General features: G+C 38.9%; 17 protein-coding genes, 1 tRNA gene and 1 riboswitch. Of the genes, 7 read left to right on the top strand and 11 right to left on the bottom strand.

Translation table 11 applies throughout. The features are described from left to right. The first annotated feature begins 83 nt into the window (after positions 1 to 83). Genes RWZ05_RS07000 through RWZ05_RS06990 form a run of 3 tightly spaced genes read left to right on the top strand, consistent with a single transcriptional unit; the run spans position 84 to position 2,888 of the window. Complete coding sequence (locus tag RWZ05_RS07000; protein ID WP_314643163.1) at positions 84 to 1,091, top strand: iron ABC transporter permease; 1,008 nt, start codon at positions 84 to 86, stop codon at positions 1,089 to 1,091. A gap of 26 nt (positions 1,092 to 1,117) precedes the next feature. Beyond that, on the top strand, positions 1,118 to 1,864 hold the full coding sequence (locus RWZ05_RS06995) for an ABC transporter ATP-binding protein (protein ID WP_314643162.1): 747 nt from the start codon (positions 1,118 to 1,120) through the stop codon (positions 1,862 to 1,864). A gap of 19 nt (positions 1,865 to 1,883) precedes the next feature. Next, on the top strand, positions 1,884 to 2,888 hold the full coding sequence (locus RWZ05_RS06990; RefSeq protein ID WP_314643160.1) for an ABC transporter substrate-binding protein: 1,005 nt from the start codon (positions 1,884 to 1,886) through the stop codon (positions 2,886 to 2,888). Positions 2,889 to 3,219: 331 nt separating this feature from the next. On the opposite strand, the gene RWZ05_RS06985 is transcribed toward RWZ05_RS06990, so the two are convergent. The 5 genes from RWZ05_RS06985 to RWZ05_RS06965 all read right to left on the bottom strand — a co-directional run bounded on the left by RWZ05_RS06985 (position 3,220) and on the right by RWZ05_RS06965 (position 9,151). After that, on the bottom strand, positions 3,220 to 3,342 hold the full coding sequence (locus RWZ05_RS06985; RefSeq protein ID WP_314643212.1) for a hypothetical protein: 123 nt from the start codon (positions 3,340 to 3,342) through the stop codon (positions 3,220 to 3,222). Between the two features lie 391 nt (positions 3,343 to 3,733). Then, positions 3,734 to 4,732 (bottom strand): inorganic phosphate transporter, encoded by a 999-nt coding sequence (locus RWZ05_RS06980; protein ID WP_314643159.1) that lies wholly within the window; start codon positions 4,730 to 4,732, stop codon positions 3,734 to 3,736. Further along, positions 4,725 to 5,354, bottom strand: a complete 630-nt coding sequence (locus RWZ05_RS06975) for a DUF47 family protein (protein WP_314643158.1) — start codon at positions 5,352 to 5,354, stop codon at positions 4,725 to 4,727. The genes RWZ05_RS06980 and RWZ05_RS06975 overlap by 8 nt, the downstream gene beginning before the upstream one ends. Positions 5,355 to 5,535: 181 nt before the next feature. Further along, positions 5,536 to 7,002 (bottom strand): [FeFe] hydrogenase, group A, encoded by a 1,467-nt coding sequence (locus RWZ05_RS06970; RefSeq protein WP_314643157.1) that lies wholly within the window; start codon positions 7,000 to 7,002, stop codon positions 5,536 to 5,538. 133 nt (positions 7,003 to 7,135) lie between these two features. Then, a complete protein-coding gene (locus RWZ05_RS06965; protein ID WP_314643156.1) occupies positions 7,136 to 9,151 on the bottom strand; it encodes an ABC-F family ATP-binding cassette domain-containing protein in 2,016 nt (671 codons plus the stop codon). A gap of 114 nt (positions 9,152 to 9,265) precedes the next feature. Here RWZ05_RS06965 and RWZ05_RS06960 point away from each other — a divergent pair, with 114 nt between their 5' ends. Further along, the gene (locus tag RWZ05_RS06960) at positions 9,266 to 9,586 is read left to right on the top strand and encodes a hypothetical protein (protein ID WP_314643155.1); all 321 of its coding nucleotides are present in this window, start codon (positions 9,266 to 9,268) and stop codon (positions 9,584 to 9,586) included. A gap of 74 nt (positions 9,587 to 9,660) precedes the next feature. Here RWZ05_RS06960 and RWZ05_RS06955 read toward each other — a convergent pair whose 3' ends face one another. The 6 genes from RWZ05_RS06955 to RWZ05_RS06930 form a co-directional block, all read right to left on the bottom strand. Continuing rightward, positions 9,661 to 10,815 carry an MGDG synthase family glycosyltransferase gene (locus tag RWZ05_RS06955; protein WP_314643154.1) on the bottom strand — a complete coding sequence of 385 codons (1,155 nt, stop codon included), beginning with the start codon at positions 10,813 to 10,815 and terminating at the stop codon, positions 9,661 to 9,663. An 81-nt stretch (positions 10,816 to 10,896) separates the two neighbouring features. Continuing rightward, on the bottom strand, positions 10,897 to 11,196 hold the full coding sequence (locus tag RWZ05_RS06950; protein WP_009351071.1) for an HU family DNA-binding protein: 300 nt from the start codon (positions 11,194 to 11,196) through the stop codon (positions 10,897 to 10,899). A gap of 51 nt (positions 11,197 to 11,247) precedes the next feature. Then, complete coding sequence (gene mazG, locus RWZ05_RS06945; RefSeq protein ID WP_314643152.1) at positions 11,248 to 12,030, bottom strand: nucleoside triphosphate pyrophosphohydrolase; 783 nt, start codon at positions 12,028 to 12,030, stop codon at positions 11,248 to 11,250. Continuing rightward, positions 12,014 to 13,621 (bottom strand): polysaccharide biosynthesis protein, encoded by a 1,608-nt coding sequence (locus tag RWZ05_RS06940; protein ID WP_314643150.1) that lies wholly within the window; start codon positions 13,619 to 13,621, stop codon positions 12,014 to 12,016. Before RWZ05_RS06940 ends, mazG begins: the two co-directional genes overlap by 17 nt. Beyond that, positions 13,618 to 16,914, bottom strand: a complete 3,297-nt coding sequence (gene mfd / locus RWZ05_RS06935; protein ID WP_314643149.1) for a transcription-repair coupling factor — start codon at positions 16,912 to 16,914, stop codon at positions 13,618 to 13,620. Before mfd ends, RWZ05_RS06940 begins: the two co-directional genes overlap by 4 nt. Positions 16,915 to 17,115: 201 nt before the next feature. Continuing rightward, a tRNA-Leu gene (locus RWZ05_RS06930) sits at positions 17,116 to 17,200 on the bottom strand. A 408-nt stretch (positions 17,201 to 17,608) separates the two neighbouring features. After that, positions 17,609 to 17,781, bottom strand: a riboswitch (cobalamin riboswitch). A 375-nt stretch (positions 17,782 to 18,156) separates the two neighbouring features. Between RWZ05_RS06930 and RWZ05_RS06925 the strand changes: the two genes are divergently transcribed. From RWZ05_RS06925 to RWZ05_RS06915, 3 genes are read left to right on the top strand one after another with little or no spacing between them, the layout of a single operon-like run. Further along, positions 18,157 to 18,432, top strand: a complete 276-nt coding sequence (locus tag RWZ05_RS06925) for a helix-turn-helix domain-containing protein (RefSeq protein WP_314643148.1) — start codon at positions 18,157 to 18,159, stop codon at positions 18,430 to 18,432. Between the two features lie 22 nt (positions 18,433 to 18,454). Then, positions 18,455 to 18,757, top strand: coding sequence for a TM2 domain-containing protein (locus tag RWZ05_RS06920; protein ID WP_314643146.1), 303 nt, complete (start codon positions 18,455 to 18,457; stop codon positions 18,755 to 18,757). A 2-nt stretch (positions 18,758 to 18,759) separates the two neighbouring features. After that, positions 18,760 to 19,203 carry a hypothetical protein gene (locus tag RWZ05_RS06915; RefSeq protein ID WP_314643144.1) on the top strand — a complete coding sequence of 148 codons (444 nt, stop codon included), beginning with the start codon at positions 18,760 to 18,762 and terminating at the stop codon, positions 19,201 to 19,203. Positions 19,204 to 19,381: the final 178 nt, after the last annotated feature.

Below are 19,381 nucleotides of genomic sequence, written 5' to 3'. Positions count from 1 at the left end.
TGTATATTGTATATATATTGAAATTTCTCTATACTTAATTGAGGTAGATTTCACCTACATAAAAAATAGAATAAGGAGAATTTATGCAGACTTCCGTAAAAGTATTTATACTAGGGTTACTACTTTGCATTTCCTTAGTAACAGCTTTGCAGTTTGGGGCTAATTTTATCCCTTTAGATCAAATTATTTCCGCTCTTATGTCGATGATTGATCCTAACACCAAAGCTTCGATGACAGATACGATTATTACAGATATACGCTTACCACGACTGATTTACTCGGTGCTGACAGGTATTGGCCTATCGCTTGTGGGTTTGTTAATGCAAACGGTAACAAGAAACGCCCTAGCCGACCCTTATGTATTAGGTGTTTCGTCAGGTGCTAGTACAGGTGCCGTCTTTGCTATCATCATGGGTGGGCTCCCCTTCTTAGGCCAGTATAATACGCCTATTTTTGCCGCCTTAGGCGCTGCCCTTTCCATCATAATGGTATTACTCTGTGTTGGTAAAAGTAATAGTCCTGTAAAACTCATTCTTATAGGAATGGGTATGACTGGTATATTCTCGGCTTTAACTATGATGATTATTTACGGAGCCAAGCACGAGGCACAAGTTCGAAGTGCTATGTTCTGGCTATTAGGTAGCTTCGCAGGCATTCAATGGGGTGATTTACCATTAACGGCTATCATTGTAACCTTGTTTATGCTATACATCTATATGTTTAATCAAGATCTTGATGTGCTACTACTAGGTAATCATGAAGCAGCACAAATGGGCTTATCAGTTAAACAGCTGCAGCTAAGCATCGTTATTATATCCTCTATTGTCATTGCCACATTAGTATCAAAAGTGGGGGTAGTCGGCTTTATAGGACTCATAATTCCACACCTAGCAAGAATTGTAGGTGGCCCTAAGCATAGAAATACATTACTCTTTAGTGCTCTAATCGGCAGTATCGTCATGATATGGTCAGATGTGTTATCAAGAGCTCTGTATAGTCCGGAGGAAATACCAATCGGTGTTCTTACATCCTTACTAGGGGCTCCACTCTTTATTTGGATTATTATGAATCGTTACAAACATAATGGTTAGTGTATGTCATGTCTATAGGAGATACTATGTATCAAATTAATCAGCTGTCCTTCTCGTATGAGAAAAAGGAAGTGCTAAAGAATATTTCTGTAACATTTCCGGCTAATAAAATAACAGCCATCATTGGACCGAATGGATGTGGTAAGTCTACACTACTTAGCCATCTATATCGGCTTCAACCATCTAAAAACAAAATTATATTAAATGATAGACCCTTAGAGTCTTATAAAGGTCGTGAGTTTGCTCAATTAGTGGCAGTTTTAACACAGTCTAGGGACTCTATGATCGACGATTTTCTCGTAAAAGATATCGTCCTCATGGGCCGTTATCCATATAAGCAACACTTCGGCACTTATAGCGCAGAAGATATAAAAATCGCAGAACACTATATGAACGAAGTAGGCATTACACATTTATCTGATGAAGAAATTCATCATCTCTCAGGTGGCGAGAAGCAACGCGTTTTTATTGCGAAAGCGTTAACGCAAAAACCTCAAATACTTCTTTTAGATGAACCTACGAACCATCTAGATATGAAGTACAAAGTAGCACTTATGAAACAATTGCGAGCTTTCAAAGGTACAACAATCGTAGTTCTACATGATTTAAATCTAGCGGCTCAATACTGTGATCATATTGTGATTATGAATAAAGGAACAATCCTAAAGGAAGGTTCCCCCACTGAGGTGCTAACACCTGAAATTCTTGAACCCATATTTGAAGTTCCTTTCAAAACCTCTTGGGATGAAGGGCGCTATCATTTATATTATTAATCATAAGAAAGGGCTTACTATGTTTCAAAAATTAAGAAAATCAAAAAAGTTAGTATTAATTGCTATGGCCTGTGCCACATTTGCTATCGCTGGTTGTGGTTCTGACACAACTAAAAATGCAGCTGACAACGTCAAAGCTGTAACATGGAGTGAAACATTTGACGGTACAAAAACTGACTTTGCTGTAAAATCCTCCCCAACTCATGCTGTATCCATGTCTCAAGCGACTACAGAAATGATGCTTCAATTAGGCCTTGAGGACAAAATGGCAGGTACTGCATTTAAAGAGGAAGAAATCTATCCACCTCTTCAAGCATCTTATGACAAGGTAAAAGTTTTAGCAGAAAAATGGCCTTCTTACGAAGTATTCATGTCTGTAAAACCAGACTTTGCTACAGGCTGGCCTGACTCCTTCAGCAAACGTGCTATCCCTGCAGAGAAAATGATTGCTCAAAAAGTTAACATTTGGATTCCTGATTCTATGTTGTCTACTAAAGCAGATTTAGAAACGAACTTCAACGACATGATTAAATTAGGTGAGATTTTTGGTGTAAAAGCAAAAGCTGAAGAATGGGTTGCAGGTCAACGTAAAACATTAGAGGCTATCCAGGCGAAACTAAAAGACTTACCTCGTAAACGTGTATTCATTTATGACTCTGAAGATGGCCAACCATTCACAGCCTTTGAAGGTTACACTACCAACATCTTAAAACTCATCGGTGCTGACAACGTAATGAGCGGATTAGGCGTTGATAAAACATGGGCTAAAGGTTCTTGGGAAACGGTAATCGCTCAAAATCCGGACTACATCATCATCGCTGACTATGGTAACTCTATCCGTAACGATGACGACTTCCAACAAAAAATTGAAAAAATTAAAGCAAATCCTCAACTTCAAGATATTACAGCTGTTAAAGAAGGTCATTTTATCCGTGTAAAACTTTCTGAAATCACGCCTGGTGTACGTACAGTTGATGCCCTAAAACGTTTAGCTGAAGAAATTCATGGCGTTAAAATCGACTAATATAGCTGATTATAAACTAATTTACCTAATTATGATCAACGAAAAGGTCCCAATTCAAAAGAATCGGGACCTTTTTCGTACTACTTGTATTGCACACAGCATATGTTTTAGAGAGTAGAGATGTGTTGTAGTTGAAAGATTTAGGAATAATGGGTTATTGTAAATTAGATTTAAAGTTTATTAAGTTGTATATGCTGTGACAATGCCTAATTAGTTATGTATGCGTTTATATGTATATATATTTGGCTATATGTATATATTTATGTGTTTCTGGCACATTGTTGCCTATATCGTTTATCATTATTTGCCTTAATGGCCATGATCAAGGGTTTTAGTGAAAGAAATTCTTCATCACTAAGTCGAATCGTTCTGCCAATACGTTTAATAGGATTACGTGGGCGCCCGGCACCGCGTCTAGTTCCACCCCATGCCATATACTTACCTCACTTTTCACTTAAAAACTCCTTCTACCGATAGTATAACCTCCGCTACATAAGTATGCAATAGCCATTCATTTTAAATAAACTTAAAACAACTCATAAATAGGCAATAAACTGCATTTATTAATAAAATGCATAATTCCTAAAACCACATATTTATAAGCTTTTCTTCCTATACAACTTGAATTCCAACATCAACGTTGCCAAATATAGATAAATCGCTTTTATAGAATATAGTATTTAAAACCAAGTAAAATCTAACTCTATTATCTATTATCTATTTCTAAGACACGATCTTATTAATTAAGGTACTTCAAAATATAACATTAAAATACTTTTCAAAATAGAATTTAGGTCCTAAAAAAAGACTGCTTTCGCAGTCTTTTTTTGTTATATAGTTATGTATTAACCAAATAGTAAGTGACCTACTTCGTAAGCAATAGCAGCTACGATACCAGATAATGGAATCGTTACGAACCATGCCATAACCATAGATCTTGCTACACCCCAGTTAACGGCTTTAATACGTTTAGCGGAACCTACACCTAATAAGGAACCACTTACAACGTGTGTTGTACTTACAGGTAGGTGCAAGAATGTAGCGGTAAAAATAGTAATAGCAGAGTTCAAATCTGCAGCAAAACCATTAATAGTTTCTAATTTAAAAATCTTAGTACCCATAGTGGAGATGATTTTCCAACCACCTGCAGCTGTACCTAATGCCATTGCAGTAGCACAAGCTATCTTAACCCACATTGGTACATCAAGGGTATCAATATAGCCACCACTAAGTAATGTTAAGGTAATAATCCCCATCGCTTTTTGGGCGTCATTAGAACCATGAGAAAATGCCATCATAACGGCAGATACGATTTGCATGGATCTAAATCTATCATTCAATACGATGGGAGAAAATCTACCAAAGATGAGCAACAAGATTTTCATCATAATAAAGCCACCAATCATGGCTATGATAGGAGATAAAACGAGGGATAAGAAGATTTTTAAGATACCAGCCTCATTTAAAGCATCAAAGCCTACAGACCAACCTACAGCACCGATGATACCACCGATGAGCGCATGGGATGAGGAGCTTGGAATTCCCCAATACCAAGTCAATAAGTTCCATGTAATGGCACCAATAAGAGCCGCTGCAATAATACTACTATTGATAAGAGACGCAGACATAACGATGTCACCACCGATAGTCTTCGCAACACCCGTACTAACCATAGCACCCAAGAAGTTGAGTATTGCAGTCATCATAATCGCCTTTTTAGGCTCAATAGCACGGGTAGATACGGATGTAGCAATGGCATTCGCTGTATCGTGAAAGCCATTGATATAGTCGAAGGCTAATGCTAGAAATACAACTAGCCATACTAAAAAATGAGCATCAAGCATACTTCAATACTACCCGGCGGAATGTACCAACCAAATCTTCGCAACCATCGATTACATCCTCCATGGAGCTAAGGATTTCCTTCCATTTGATAATTTCAATTGGATCTGTGCACTCAGTAAAAAGTTTAGCCATTTCTTCGTGGTAAATATTATCCGCTTCAGACTCAAGTTTCAATACTTGATGTACACGACCCTCCACCTTAACATGATCCTTTTTAAGGCTACCCATGTAACTGATAGATTTATTGATATGCTTAACGCATTTCACAACGATTTCACTCATGCGGATAGCACCATCACTTGGTTTACCAACCTGGTACATAACCATTTTGTCCATAATGTCTTTGATATTATCTAATGTAGTATCCAATTGGTCGATCAAGAGCTGAATATCTTCACGATCCATTGGAGTGATGAATGTTTTACGCAAACTATCTACTGTTTCGTTTACTAATTCATCGGCAGCTTTTTCCTTTGTATCAATTTCAGGAAAAGCCTCTTCTTTAGAGATTTCGCCTTTAAACACACGCTCCATCATCTCTGCACTTTCAAATGTAAGAGCAGCATGATTTTCTAAAATACTAAAAAATTTTTCTTCTTTTCCTTTTAATTTAAAAGCCATGAAGATCCTCCTGAAACAGTATTGATTGCTTCTATAATAATATCTTAATTATAGCACACTAATTGTAATTCCTAAACTATTTTACTAATCTCTATATTTTAACCCCTATGCGTATATAGCATATGTTTCATAAAAAAAGCAGACAGCTGACCTCATTATCAACTATCTGCTTCATATTTTATTAATTTGCTTCCGCTGCTGCTTTAGCCGCTTCTGCTGCCTTTTTCAAGTTAGGTACAGATGTTGGGCATGTAGCAGGTGTACAAGCACCATTAGGCCCTAAGTCTTCTGCACGGCTCACAAATGTAGTATGTAACATGTGATGTGCTTTATGGCTCATAGGTTTGCCATCGAAGAACTCAGCATATAATTTTTGGATATCTGGATTATCACAAGCTGCTTTCACTTGTACCTCTGCATCGCGAGTATACAAGGATGCAATACGAGCTTCACGAGCTTTATCAGCCATTGGTAATTTAACACGTGGTTGACCACCGCCACCGATACAGCCGCCACGGCAAGCCATTACTTCGATGAAGTCATAATGGATATTTTCCGCACGCATACGCTCGATAAACTTACGCAAGTTGCCAGTACCATGTACTGCTGCTACGTGTAATGTTTTATCCCCAATTACTACGTCAGCTTCACGAGCACCATCCATACCGCGGATAGCTTCAAATGGAATCAATGTTTGTGGTGCATCTTCACCAGTTGCCAGTTTGTAAGCTGCACGCATAGCAGCTTCCATAACGCCACCAGTGTTACCAAAAATGATACCACCACCAGACGCTTCACCCATCAATGGATCGAATGCGGAATCTTCAAGGTCATCGAAATTAATTTCTTCTGCACGCAACCATTTTGCAAGTTCCCGTGTAGTAATACAGTAATCTGTATCGTGCATGTCTGGTGCATCCCAGTATTCAGCAGAAGAATTCATTTCTTCCCGACGAATTTCAAATTTCTTAGCTGTACAAGGTGTTACTGCAACAGCAACAATTTGTTTTGCATCAAGGCCCATTTTTTCAGCAAAATATGTTTTTTGCGTAGGCGCTTGCATAGCAATTGGACTTTTAGCAGTGGACAAGTTTGGCAAGAATTCTGGATAGAATGTTTCAGCAAACTTAACCCATGCTGGGCAACAAGATGTAAATTGAGGCAATACCGCATCACTGTTGATAACGCGTTCTAACAACTCGGATGCTTCTTCCATGATAGTCATGTCAGCACCAAAGTTTGTATCTAAAACATAATCGCCACCCAACTTACGAAGAGCAGCTACCATCTTACCTTCTACAAAAGTCCCTGCCTCAAGGCCAAATTCTTCACCTAAACCAACCCGTACAGCTGGTGCAGTTTGAAAAATAACAATTTTATTAGGAGCAGCAATTGCAGCTTTTACTTCATCAATTTCGCTGCGTTCATTGATGGAATCAAATGGACAGATAGATGCACATTGACCACAATGAATACAAATAGGATGGTCCCCATTAGTTGTTAAATCATAATAATCAAATACACCCATGTCTACAGCACAAGCTTTACGACATAAGGAGCAATTTTTACATTTAGACAAATCTTGAACTAATGCAATATTTCCGTCTTCAATTGGTACGCGACGGTCTAAAAATTCATACTTACTCATGAGTTTCCTCCTACTTAGGTAACGTTGTTATCGTTAATCGAAGAAATTATACTATACATTGTATATTTTATCAATAAAAGCACTTGTAATTCCTTTGCATAGCAGATATTAATAAATCGCATGATACGTGAATTTATAAGCGTTCTTCCAATTCCATCCATCGTTCGGTAAGCGCATCTACTTGGGCTTGAGCCTCTTCTCGCTCAACCATTAAGGCTTGCATTTTTTCATAATCAGTAGCGACTTGGCTTATCATCACATCTAGACCCTTCAATAAATGCTCGAGTTTTGGCAACTCATCCATAATGCTCGCATACTCTGCCTCTTCCGCTTTATTGAGACCTTTCTTAGGGGCTTCTTTAAAAGTATCTACTTCACCACTAATTATGCCACTATTATCAGCAGATGTATTGGAAAGATTAGCTTGATTAAGAATAGACTCATCGGTATCAGCATTATCAGAATCTACATTTCTTAAAGTTTTAGTGCTAGCAGTTGTGCTACCATTTGCCACATAGAATGGACGTTTACCACCGTTACTTTCATCAAGAGCATCCTTGTAATCAGAATAGGAACCATGAACGATTTCAATTTGACCATCACCAGTAAATACAAATAGCTTATCTACTACACGGTCTAAGAAGTACCGATCATGACATACGGTAACGATGACGCCACTAAAGGAATCAAGAAAATCCTCTAATACCTCTAATGTAGGGATATCAAGATCATTTGTCGGTTCATCTAACAATAATACATTAGGCGCGCTCATCAGCAATTTTAAAAGATATAAGCGACGACGCTCACCACCAGATAGCTTACGAATCGGCACACCGTGAAGTTCAGGTGTAAAAAGGAATCGTTCTAGGATTTGACCGGCACTCAAGGTAGAGCCATCGCCGAGTACCATATAAGAATGGTCTTCACGAATATAATCGAGAACACGCATATCTTCGTCAAACTCTGGCAACTCTTGTTTGAAGTGAGCAATACGAACTGTCTCACCCTTACCAATAGTACCGCTTGTAGGCTCATAGGTGCCGTCAAGGATATTCATAAAGGTAGACTTCCCTACACCATTAGGTCCTACAATACCGATACGGTCATGGCGCACCACATGATAAGTAAAGTCCTTAATCATAGGTCGTTCATCAAAGTAAAACTCTAAATGCTCAATATCAAAAATGGTTTTTCCTAAACGCGTCTTTAAAGCAATAGGATCCATTTGGTCAGGACGGCGCGTTTTCTCCATATTTTTTAGTTTTTCGTAACGGTCTAAACGAGCCTTTTGCTTTGTAGTTCGCGCCAAAGCACCGCGGCGAACCCATTCAATTTCTCGTTTTAAAAACTGACGACGCTTTTCTTCTGTCGCAGCCTCACGAGCTTCTCTGTCTGCTTTCAAAGCAATGAATTCTTCATAGTTCCCATCATATTGATACATACGACGATTCGACAGTTCCAAAATTCCATTACATACAGAATCAAGGAAATATCTATCATGGGTACTGATTAAGAGTCCCCCTTGACGGGCACTTAAATAAGACTCAAGCCAGTCGATACTATCTTCGTCTAAATGGTTTGTCGGTTCATCTAGTAATAATAAATCACATGGATATAGCAAAGCTTGACCAAGTGCTAAACGACGTTTTTGACCACCGGATAATAAGGCAACCTTTTGTTCTACATCGGGAAAGCCCAGTTTAGACAAAATAATACGAGCCTCCTGCTCTACTTGCCAACCATCTTGCTGATCCATTTGTTCTAAGGCATTCATATAGTTACGAGACAATTTAGCATCATCTCCACCAGTTTCTTGCATTTGACGGTATTCGCGACTGATGGTTTCAAAGGCTTTTACCATTTGTAATCGAGGATGGTCCCCATCTAGAACGGCCTCTAGCAAGGTGGATTCCGCATCAAAGTCAGGGGTCTGCGCTAAGTAATGGATACTTGCCTTGCCATTGCGCTCAATGGTGCCCTTATCAGCCTCCATTTGGCCTGCCAATATTTTTAAGAACGTAGATTTCCCTGTGCCATTGATGCCCACAAGGCCTAGTCGCTTTTCAGTGGTAAATGTAATATTGACCTCTTTAAAGAGTAGCCTTGTACCATAAGATTTCTCTATATTTTGTAAACTAATAACGTTCATGTTATTCTCCTATTTTGTAATTCTGTTACTTATTATACTACACATTACCATTGACAGTAACATTCGCCCTCAGTAGAATAAACGTAACATATATATATTCATGAGGAGGTCCACATGGCGACGGATATGCTTTTAGACTTTTATGAAAGTATTAACTTTGAACTTATCGACATCGATGGGTATGACACATTATTTACTGAGCTTTTAGAAGATGGCACCTATGCAACTGTGTCCGACGACGACGGTCATATGCCAGAGGACTTAGAGACACCAATCGTATTCAATGTATACGATGATAACGACTCCTTCCAATGGAGTGTTACATTGGAGGATTCTTATCAATTAAAAGATCTTTTAGATAGTACTGAAAGCACAGATGAGTTCTTAGAAACACTACAAAGAATTAGAGAAGAACACATTGAACAATACCAATAATACAAAGGGCTGTAATAGAATGCGGTAAAACCGCATTCTATTACAGCCTTTTTTTACTATATATCAAAGTTTGATTAGCCAATTACTTCTTCAGTTTGTACTAATTCCTCTTTCTTTTTAGCGTCTAAAAATTCAATTAAACTATTTACGATATTAGCTGCCCCATCTACATTCCATTCACGAGCGCGCTCAGACATTTGTTGTAGTCTTGAAGGATTAATAAGCAGTGCAGTCACAACGTCTTCTAAGTTGTGAATATCACGTGCCCACCGGGCACAGCCCTGTTGCTCTAATAGTTCTGCATTAGCCTCTTCTTGCCCTGGGATGGCATTAAAGAATAACATGGGCACCCCAATTGTAACAGCCTCCATACAAGTCAAAGCGCCTGGCTTTGTAACGAGTAAGGACGATGATTTCATAAGCTCTGAAATGTTTGTAGTATACCCATATACATTAGTCTTTGTTTTCATGGACTCACTAAGGGTAATCAAGGATTCATAGAGAGATGTATTTTGACCGGCTACTACTGTAATTTCACCGATACCATTAACCTCATCTAAATGTTTGAGTGCCGTTTCGAGGGAGCCCAAACCAAGACCACCACCCATTACGAGTACTTTCACAGGTTCCTCTAATCTATATTCCTCAATAGCGTCACGGAAAAAGGCACGACGCACAGGGATACCAGAAACATGAATACGAGCTTTATCAATACCAGCAGATACCATTTCGGGGACCATAGACTCGGTCGCTACATAGTATGTATCAATTTGTGGATAGAGCCAAAATTGATGACTGCTAAAGTCCGTCATAATCGCTACCAGTGGCAAATTAATATGACCTTGGCGCTTTAAAATAGACGCCGCCCCACATGGAAATGGATGGGTAAAGACCATCACATCTGGTTGCTCTTGTTGAACAAGCTTGAGCATACGACTTTTAAGGAGATACGATAATGCAGTTTGCAAAATAGATCCCCCTCGCTCCCCTTTTGATGCATGATAAATCATATCGTATAGCATTGGGAACACGTCGATCATCTTGATATACGTTCCCTTAATTAAATGCTCTACAGATATTGTGTCTGTATCAAGAAAATCAACGTGGGTAATTTCTGCCTGTGGTTCTTTCTCTTTCCAATATTCTTCTATTGCTCTTGCGGCCTGCATATGTCCTGTCCCAATAGAGGCGGACACGATGAGAACCTTCCTTGATGTTTCGTTATTCATAGTGCACCCTTTCTCTGTGCATTATACCATAAATAGACAAAAAAAGAGACCTCGAAAGGTCTCTTTCATATCCTTTAAGGATTATTTTTTGCGTTTTTTAGCTTTTGTAGCGTTAACTTGCTCTTTCAAACCTTTACCAGCTTTGAATGCAGGGGATTTGGAAGCAGCGATTGTGATAGTTTTACCGTTTTGTGGGTTACGGCCTTCACGAGCAGCGCGTTCACGAACTTCGAAAGTACCAAAGCCGATAACTTGTACTTTGCCGCCAGCAGCTAATTCTTCAGCAACTGTATCAAATACAGCTTTTACTGCTTTTTCAGCGTCTTTTTTAGTTAATTCAGTTTTTTGTGCAACACTTGCGATTAATTCTGTTTTGTTCATGACAGAACCTCCTTAAAAATACTATACCTTAGAAGTATGCAAACCTCCAGGCTACTTTTCCTGCACTTTAGCCTCCTCCCAAAAAGCATCCAGCTCAGCTAATGAAAAGTCTTCCCATGAGCGATCGCTTTGGTTAACACAAGCTTCTACATGTAAAAAACGCTGTCGGAACTTTGTGTTTGTGCGATTTAGTGCATTTTCACCGCTTATTTTATACCATCTTAATAGATTAATCAAGGAAAAAAGCACATCTCCTGCCTCTTTTTCCATATTTTCTCTATCTTCTTGGGCAATAGCCTCCTTAAATTCATCCATTTCTTCGGAAACTTTCGCCCAAACCGGATCGAGCTCATCCCAGTCAAAACCTAGCTTTCCAGCCTTTTCTTGAAGCTTATAAGCGGCCACTAGAGCAGGTAAACTTTTAGACACACCATCTAATACAGAATTTTGAATATTTTTCTTTTCTTTTGCCTTTAATTCATCCCATGAGTATGATTTTTCATCATTTTCAGGATTAAAAACATGAGGATGACGACGAATCATTTTTGCAGTGACATCATTTATTACATCTTGTAAGGTAAAATGTCCAGCTTCCTCTGCTAGTTGACTATGAAAGACAACTTGTAATAATACATCCCCTAATTCTTCACGAAGATTGGGCATATCTTTATTATCAATGGCATCTACTACTTCATAGGTTTCTTCAATGAAATAACGGCGTAAGGATTCATGAGTTTGCTTTTGATCCCAAGGACACCCATTAGGTGCACGTAAGGCTTTTACAACATCCACTAATGGTTGCACAGATACAGGTTCATTAGTATTGTTCTTCATAGAGTTTTGCTTCCTCCTTATCTCGACGAGCTTGTAAACGCTTGCCGATAATTGGTAAATGATACATATCATCCTTCACAACGGCCTTAGTAAGCCACAAAGATAGTCCATATACGAATACGGCTACTACAATAGCGGCAGCTACTGCACCACCATTACCTAATAACTCTACGGTACTCACATAGATAACTTGCGTTGCCCCCCCCATGGCCATAGCAGATACGACAATTTTCAGTAATTCAAGTTTATTAAGAACAGAACCTACATATTTCTTTACGAACATATAGTTAATAAGTGCAGCAATGGCGAAGTTTAAGTTTGTGGCCCATGCAGCACCATTGATACCAAGTTCAACAGTTCCTGTCAGCTCATAATCTAAGAATGTTTTCACTAATAAACCAACGAAAATCGCTACCATAGGAATTATAGTTCGCCCCAAACCTTGCAGAATACCAGCTGTAATTTGCTGCCACCCTAAGAATACAATACTTAGGCTAATAACGGCAATAACAGGCCCGGCATTAGGAGTTGCATAAATCAGCAAGGAAATAGGGGTAGCTAATACACAAAGACCGATACAAGCTGGAATAGTAAACATATTGGCAATTTTAAAAGCCGTACTTGCTCTCTGTACGATTCGCTTTACATTACCTTGTGCATGAGCCTCAGATACAGCCGGTACTAAACTAGCCGCCAAAGAGGTGGTCATAATGATAGGTAAACCAATGAGTGACGTGGCCATCCCTGTGAGGTAACCAAATTGTGTTGTTGCTTCATTGAGGTAATACCCAATATCCATCAAACGCTTCGGCACTATGAATGTATCGATGAGAGATACCATAGGCAACATAATATTTGCCATAGATACAGGTATAGCGAGACTAAATAATCGTTTCACTACAGCGCTGTTGCTTTCATAAATAGCATTTGGATTCTGTTGTGAAAGCATCTGCTCACGCACACGTCGTTGACGATAGTAAAAGAAAATTAATACCAGTAAACCTGCTAACACGCCTGGGAAGGTGGCAAAGGTAGCACCTCCAGCCGCTAAATGTAAGCCTCGATCGATGAAGTAGTAAGCTAACCCAACCATAGAGGATACGCGGAAGATTTGTTCAAAGATTTGACTCGTTCCTGTCGGTACCATGTATTGGAACCCTTGGAAATACCCTCTAAAGCAACTTAGAATAGTCACCACAAAGATAGCTGGCGACAATAGCTGAATGGCTATGAGTGCTCGTGGATCTGTAATAATCTGGGTATCTATGAGCCACTGTGCACTACCATATAAGGCCACGCTAAATACCAAGCCTAAAATAGTGAGTACTCTTAAAGATACAGAAAATACTTGTTGTACGCCCCGCATATCATCATTGGCGAGCTTTTCCGCAATCATAATAGAAATGGCTACTGGAATGCCTGCCGCAGAGATACTGACGATAATTTGGTAGATTGGATAAGCCATCATATATAGGCCAATGCCTTCACCACCAAGAACACGGGCGATAAGAACTTTACTAAACGCACCGATGACCTTCACGATAATACCGGCTAAGGTTAAAATCATGGCACCCTTTAAAAATCGATTCATAGGCCCTCCTTAGTCGATGACTTGTGGCTCAGTGCCTTCATCACCGCTTCCGTAATGGTCAAAACAGAACCTTTCATGCCATTAAGGCTCACATATAATGTGGCTGGCTTAGTATCTGCAAATTTCATTTTTTTCCATAAATCTTCTCGTACAGCCCCCATATCCCAGTCGGCCATTTTGGAGTCATCATGCCAATGAATCGTAAGCTGTTTATCTCTACGAACGATACTTTTAATGCCCAGCAGACGTGCTTGCTCTTTAATTTGTGCAATACGCAATAATCTATCTACCGGATCTGTAGGCGTACCAAAACGATCTATGAGTTCATCTGTCATGTCATCAAGCTGTTCTTTAGATTTAATATGTAACAACCGTTGATATACAGAAATCTTACGAGCACTGTCTTTAATGTACTCATCATCAATAAAGGCATCTACCTCTAAGTCGATAGCTGGATCAATGGATACTTCTCGCTCAACTTCTTTATTTTGAGCCTTCGCAATGGCTTCTTCTAACATGCTTACGTACATACCAAAGCCGACAGATGCGATATTGCCATGTTGCTGTGAACCTAATAGATTACCAGCACCACGAATTTCTAAGTCTCGCATAGCAAGTTTGAAACCCGCACCCAGTTCCGTGAACTCTTCAATAGCCTTTAAGCGCTTTTCTGCAGCTTCTGAAAGCATTTTGTCAGGTCGATACATAAAGTATGCATAGGCCCGTCTACGAGAGCGCCCTACCCGTCCACGCATTTGATAGAGCTGAGATAAACCCAACCGATCCGCATCATAAATGATGATAGTATTGGCGTTCGGAATATCTAAACCGGTTTCAATGATACTGGTAGACAATAATACATCATAATGTCCTTCATAGAAATCGGTCATGATTTCCTCAATTTGTCGACCTGTCATCTGTCCATGCGCAATAGCATAGCGTAAACCAGGCAACGCGGCCTCTAATAATTCACCCATATGATTAATAGATGCTACGCGGTTATAAACAAAGTAAACCTGCCCACCCCGTGCTAATTCGCGTTTAATCGCATCAGCCACAAGATTCATATCATATTCCACCACATAGGTTTGAACAGGTAAGCGTTCTTCTGGTGGCGTGTTGATAACGGACATCTCACGAACACCTACGAGAGACATATGTAAAGTCCTTGGAATCGGTGTAGCACTTAAGGTAAGCACATCAATATTACTAGCCCACTCTTTCCATTTTTCCTTTTGTGCTACCCCGAAACGTTGCTCTTCATCCACAACGAGCATACCCAAGTCTTTAAAGACAACCTTTTTGTTAAGTAGCGAATGGGTACCGATGAGAACATCAATGGATCCATCCTCAACACCTTTAAGAACTTGTTTCTTCTCAGCTGTACTGCGGAAACGATTGAGTACATCTACCTTTACGCCAAATGGGGCAAAACGATTCAAGAAGGTTTGGAAATGTTGTTGTGCCAGAACAGTAGTCGGTACGAGCACTGCAACTTGCTTGCCACTCATAACGGCTTTAAAGATAGCTCTCATAGCTACTTCCGTTTTACCAAAGCCTACGTCGCCTGCTAGCAAGCGGTCCATAGGAACAGGTCGTTCCATAGATTCTTTAATCTCTGCCGTAGCTTGTAACTGATCTTCCGTCTCTTCATAAGGGAACGCATCTTCAAACTCTTGCTGCCACGGTTGATCGGGCAAGAACGCAAAGCCTTCTGTAATCTCTCGTTGTGCATATATCTCAACGAGCTTATCTGCCAAATCATCAATGGATTTTTTGGCCTTTGTAACAACCTTAGCCCAGTCACGGCCACCCATCTTATGAATGCGAGGCACATCACCTTCATTGCCGATATATTTTTGTAACTGATCTAAATTGTTGGCTGGTAAGAATAGTTTATCCGTTCCCGCATAAGCAATTTCAATATAATCACGATGAATACCTTCCGTTTCTATCGTTTTAAGGCCAATATACTTACCGATACCGTGCATACTATGTACTACATAGTCCCCAGGGGTCAAATCCGTAAAATAATTGATTTCTTGACCCTTTTTAGGCTTGTTGCGAAGCTTGCGCTTTTGTTGTCCGTAAATGTTACCTTCTACGACCACTACTAAATGACTATTTGGCAATTCAAAGCCGTCAGTCAATAAGCCTTGTAATATAACAACCGTATTAGGCTTTGCAATCCATTCTTCACCATGAACGAAAGCAATGTTTTCCCCTTCAAGAGCTCGTTCAATACCTTCTCGTCGTTGTTGGTTATTTAACACCAATACAACTTGATGATTTAGGCGATGCCATTGCTTAATTTCATCTGTTAATAAAGGAATTTGACGCTCAAAGCTCGTCATCGTCTTCCCTTGAATACCAATAGGGTTAAATCCAGTAAGACCAATAGAGCGCTGTTGCATAAATGTGAAAGCCACTTGAGTAGTCGCTGCTACAGTGCGCTGCAATTCACTCCAGTCACAATGATTTTTACGATGTGTAGGGTCTTCCTTGAGGAACTTCTTTAACGCTTCTTGAATACGTCCTGGCTCATCGTAAATGAGGATTCCATCCTTTACATACGATAATAAAGTACTATCTGCATCGCTTTTACCAAGGAAGAAAGGTGTCACCGTATAAGACTCAATTTGTTCAATAGAGCGTTGATTCTCTACAGAGAAAAACCGCAATGTATCGATTTCATCTCCAAAGAATTCTATACGTATGGGATTATCACTATTAACAGGATAAATATCTAATATATCTCCGCGCACAGCAAAATGACCACGTTGTTCCACCTGGTCTACCCGTTCATATCCAATTATTACAAGCTGTTCAAGAACAGTATCACGTTCAATAGTATCATTCAATGCAAAACGCAATGATTGACCCTTTAAATACTGAGGAGATACCACATACTGTGTCACCTCTTCCGCATTAGCAATGACCACCGTCGGCTCTTGCCATGCCAGAAGTGCTAATGCTCGCATCTGTGCACCTTGGTCTTCAAGACTACGTGCTACAGTTGTAAAGTCTACATGATCTGTAATAGGAAATGATAGAACTGGAACATGGGGCATGAAAAAAGCTAAGTCCCGTTCCCACATCTCTTTATGATCCTTATCATGGACTACGATAACTACAGGTTTTGTCAGACCTGCAGAAAAGGCTTGGCGTAAGAGGAAACTCTTTTGAGATCCACTAAGACCATATATAACTGACTTTCCTTTCCGCTGAAATGCGTTTAGCCCCTCCACAAAGGATGGGTTATGTGAAAGCAGCTGAGTTAATGTATTATCCATACTGCACCATATAGTATTACTCTAATTGTATTATTAAATAGTCGTTATTAATCGAATAGTTCTAACTAATTCATTATAACATATAATGTAATAACTCTTTGTCTACTAATAACTCATTGTTTACAAATTAAGCATCTATTTTTTAATATAGTCGCTAAATTTTGGGCAAAAAAAATAGCACCTCAAAAGGTGCAATAAAGTTGGTGCGGGAGAAGGGACTTGAACCCCCACGCCGTAAGGCGCCAGATCCTAAGTCTGGTGCGTCTGCCAATTCCGCCACTCCCGCGTCTCAACTGAAATAATAATATCATGTATAGAATTCATCGTCAATCATTTTTTGATATTTAACTTAAATTTCATAAATCTATTAAAAAGAGACCGCCCCAGATAAAAAGAGACTGACCCATAATCCGAACTACTAGAATCCTGGGTCAGCCTCTTTTTTAGGATGATGATGAATAAATGCATGCCCTACATTTACCATAAAATATATTAACAGTCATAACATATGTCATGCTGGTAATACCGTGAAGGTATAATCCACCATGACCATAGCACGACATTTAGGTCATATAGTACTAATCTCTAAATTAAACTAAAGTCATGTAATTTAGATTGTATAGAACTAAAAAATCCTTTTTACGGGTACGTAAAAAGGAGCTATTAACTTCTCCTCCCTATCTCTCGTAGGTCAAATGGTGAATGTTGAATAGGCAGTTCTCCTGACTCGGCTTCATCGCTCATCTAGCCTTCCCAGTTTCCCAGTGACTTAATTTAGACTCGCTCGACCATACAGTGGCGGGACCGTGCTGGCATTTAACCAGCTTCTCTATTATGCTTTTCAGCACCTATTCCCAAATATGATGTTTTCTATGAGTTAATATTAACACCGCTATCGTATTAAGTCAATTTATTTTTGTAATTTTATTAACAATTCTACTATCCATTAATTTATACATATATAAATAGCAGTTATACACTATTCGGATATCATTACTATTATCGTACTTGACAGGTTTATCAACTATTTTAATTTTAATTTTAATTCTATTTCTACTCCTATTCTAACACCTACTATATACTTCACCATTTATGTTTTATGTTTCATATTTTATGTTTTACGTTTTATGCTTTACCTTTTATATATTGCTTTCTTGCTTTTAACTTCATCTTTCATTCATCTATTGCCATATATGATAATTTTAATTACAATATAATAGTATCTATAAATAGGAGGAATCTATGTATATCGGAGATTTCATTAAAGAATATCGTGAATCCAACGGAGTATCCATTGAAGACTTTGCAAATAAAGCAGGTTTAACTACCACTGAAATTGAAGTATTAGAGAAAAATGTACAAGACGATGGTACTGTCGTACCAGTAGCAATGCGCCAAATCAAAGGTATTGCAGCTGCTATGGATGTACCTATGCCTATGGTCATGGCACAGATTCCTTCTGATCAAGAATTAGTTGTCCATGTTGTGGCTGAATCTGACCAGCCACATGCCAAATAGTATATAGTATAAAGGAGATTATATGACACCTGATATATTAGCACTTATGCAAGGTTTAACTGAGCAACAAAAAAACTATGTTTTATCAGCACAAGCACGCCAAAAAGATACGGGTCTAGCGTATTTATTCTGGTTTGTCTTTGGGGTCCATTATTTTTATTTAAATAAACCAGTTATTAATATCATCTATTGGTTAACAGCTGGTGGCTTAGGTATTTGGATGATTATCGACTTATTCCGTATCCCTGGAATGGTAAGATCACGTAACAAGAAAATCATTCAAGACGCAATAAAAGAGGCTAAAGTTCTCTATCCTGAGGTGTAATAATGAAAAAAATTTTGTTAATTGTAGCGGCTTTCACAATCTTAGGTATCCTGCCCTCTCAAGCAGTTAATATTGCCGATTTAGAGAATGCACGAGGCTATGCCTATTTATATCGTATGAACGGCCAAAATTATTACGCTGAACAACGCGTTAAAGTTATTGCTGGTGAAGGTAATAAATTTGAAATTATAGGTCGTACCTATAGTCATCAAGGCGCTCAATACTATATGACAGAGTATATTAACCATTATTACTTTGATCAAGACAATGATACGATTCAATGGGTTCAAGACCAACGTAATATTATTGACGCTCGCACAGGTAAACTATTACGTGAAGAAAAACGTAATAAAGCTAAATTAATCACTTTAAAACCAGATACATATGGTTATATGCAAGCCATCTATTGGCGTGACCTTGCTATTGCCGCTGGACAACTTAAATAAGCTAACTATAGACGGATATCTAGTTTATAATAGATATCCTATAGCAGTCTATATACAACAAAGGACTCTACTCATAAGAATGTAGAGTCCTTTTTATGATACAGTAAATATGAATAGATAAAATAAGGGTTATAGGACAAAAAGTGTTGCTATTTCAGTCCCAAAGATTGGTAAATAA

Origin of the sequence: uncultured Veillonella sp. (assembly GCF_963543145.1) — a bacterium.
Classification (GTDB): domain Bacteria; phylum Bacillota; class Negativicutes; order Veillonellales; family Veillonellaceae; genus Veillonella.
Note: the sequence above shows the minus strand (reverse complement) of the source record. Positions and strands in the feature narration are given on the sequence as shown.

Bases quoted from the DNA above. Each gene is read 5' to 3' on its own strand.
- RWZ05_RS07000 (WP_314643163.1), top strand. From the start codon at position 84: ATGCAGACTTCCGTAAAAGTATTTATACTAGGGTTACTACTTTGCATT.
- RWZ05_RS06995 (WP_314643162.1), top strand. From the start codon at position 1,118: ATGTATCAAATTAATCAGCTGTCCTTCTCGTATGAGAAAAAGGAAGTG.
- RWZ05_RS06990 (WP_314643160.1), top strand. From the start codon at position 1,884: ATGTTTCAAAAATTAAGAAAATCAAAAAAGTTAGTATTAATTGCTATG.
- RWZ05_RS06980 (WP_314643159.1), bottom strand. From the start codon at position 4,732: ATGCTTGATGCTCATTTTTTAGTATGGCTAGTTGTATTTCTAGCATTA.
- RWZ05_RS06975 (WP_314643158.1), bottom strand. From the start codon at position 5,354: ATGGCTTTTAAATTAAAAGGAAAAGAAGAAAAATTTTTTAGTATTTTA.
- RWZ05_RS06970 (WP_314643157.1), bottom strand. From the start codon at position 7,002: ATGAGTAAGTATGAATTTTTAGACCGTCGCGTACCAATTGAAGACGGA.
- RWZ05_RS06965 (WP_314643156.1), bottom strand. From the start codon at position 9,151: ATGAACGTTATTAGTTTACAAAATATAGAGAAATCTTATGGTACAAGG.
- RWZ05_RS06960 (WP_314643155.1), top strand. From the start codon at position 9,266: ATGGCGACGGATATGCTTTTAGACTTTTATGAAAGTATTAACTTTGAA.
- RWZ05_RS06955 (WP_314643154.1), bottom strand. From the start codon at position 10,815: ATGAATAACGAAACATCAAGGAAGGTTCTCATCGTGTCCGCCTCTATT.
- RWZ05_RS06950 (WP_009351071.1), bottom strand. From the start codon at position 11,196: ATGAACAAAACAGAATTAATCGCAAGTGTTGCACAAAAAACTGAATTA.
- mazG (WP_314643152.1), bottom strand. From the start codon at position 12,030: ATGAAGAACAATACTAATGAACCTGTATCTGTGCAACCATTAGTGGAT.
- RWZ05_RS06940 (WP_314643150.1), bottom strand. From the start codon at position 13,621: ATGAATCGATTTTTAAAGGGTGCCATGATTTTAACCTTAGCCGGTATT.
- mfd (WP_314643149.1), bottom strand. From the start codon at position 16,914: ATGGATAATACATTAACTCAGCTGCTTTCACATAACCCATCCTTTGTG.
- RWZ05_RS06925 (WP_314643148.1), top strand. From the start codon at position 18,157: ATGTATATCGGAGATTTCATTAAAGAATATCGTGAATCCAACGGAGTA.
- RWZ05_RS06920 (WP_314643146.1), top strand. From the start codon at position 18,455: ATGACACCTGATATATTAGCACTTATGCAAGGTTTAACTGAGCAACAA.
- RWZ05_RS06915 (WP_314643144.1), top strand. From the start codon at position 18,760: ATGAAAAAAATTTTGTTAATTGTAGCGGCTTTCACAATCTTAGGTATC.